Annotated in this window: 1 protein-coding gene; it reads right to left on the minus strand. The window is 62.3% G+C overall.

Annotation, left to right across the window (positions count from 1 at the left end):
• Positions 1 to 1,301 (minus strand): leucine-rich repeat domain-containing protein (locus H0921_RS17560; RefSeq protein ID WP_194539833.1); only part of this gene is annotated, 1,301 nt, incomplete at both ends.

Raw genomic sequence — 1,301 nt, forward strand, 5'->3', positions numbered from 1 at the left:
CGCCCCCGCAGCGCCAATCCCGTTTTCCCTCAGGTCCAGCGTGGTGAGGTTCTGAAGATGGGGTGACTGGGCCAACGCCTTCGCACCCGCAGGGCCAATCCCGTTTTCCCTCAGGTCCAGCGTGGTGAGGTTCTGAAGATGGGGTGACTGGGCCAACGCCTTCGCACCCACAGGGCCAATCCCGTTTTTCCTCAGGTCCAGCGTGGTGAGGTTCTGGAGATAGGGCGACTGAGCCAACGCCTCCGCCCCCGCAGCGCCAATCCCGTTTTCCCTCAGGTCCAGCGTGGCGAGGTTCTGGAGATAGGGCGACTGAGCCAACGCCTGCGCCCCCGCAGCGCCAATCTTGTTGTCACTCAAGATCAGCGTGGTGAGGTTCTGGAGATAGGGCGACTGAGCCAATGCCTCTGCACCCGCAGCGCCAATCTTGTTGATCCCCAGGTCCAGCATAATAAGGTTCTGAAGGTAGGGTGACTGGGCCAAAGCCTCCGCACCCGCATCCCCAATCCCGTTCCACCTCAGGATCAGCGTGGTGAGGTTCTGAAGATAGGGCGACTGAGCCAATGCCTCTGCACCCGCAGCGCCAATCCCGTTGACCCTCAGGTCCAGCGTGGTGAGGTTTGGGAGGTAGGGCGACCGCGCCAATGCCCTGGCACCCGCAGGGCCAATCCCGTTGCCCCCCAGGTCCAGCATGGTGAGATTCTGAAGATGGGGCGACCGGGCCAAAGCCTCCACACCCGCAGCGCCGATCCCGTTGTCACTCAGGCCCAGCGTAGTGAGTTTTTGGAGGTAGGGCGACTGGGCCAACGCCTCCGCACCTACATCACCAATCCTGTTGTCCCACAGCTCCAGCGTGGTGAGGTTCTGGAGGTAGGATGACTGGGCCAAAGCCACAGCACCCGCAGGGCCAATCCTGTTGTCCCACAGCTCCAACGTGGTGAGGTTCTGGAGGTAGGGTGACCGGGCCAACGCCACAGCACCCACAGGGCCAATCCCGTTGTCCCTCAGGTCCAGCCTGGTGAGGTTCTGGAGGCAGGGCGACCGGGCCAAAGCCTCCACACCCGCAGGACCAAGCCGTATCCCCCACACCCTCAATGCCACTACACCCGCCAGCCACTCGAGACTCCCCACCACACCGTCAGCATCAAGATGGGGACGAAAATCCCACACGACCCATCGCAGGTCCACATACCGTCGCGCTGCTCGCAACTCCTCCGCATCCCCAACTACCAACCCCTCCACCAAACCACCCCACACAAACCACTTCAAATCCGGCAACCCCTTCAGCCACTCTTTTCGATGCC

Origin of the sequence: Thermogemmata fonticola (genome assembly GCF_013694095.1) — a bacterium.
Taxonomy (GTDB): domain Bacteria; phylum Planctomycetota; class Planctomycetia; order Gemmatales; family Gemmataceae; genus Thermogemmata; species Thermogemmata fonticola.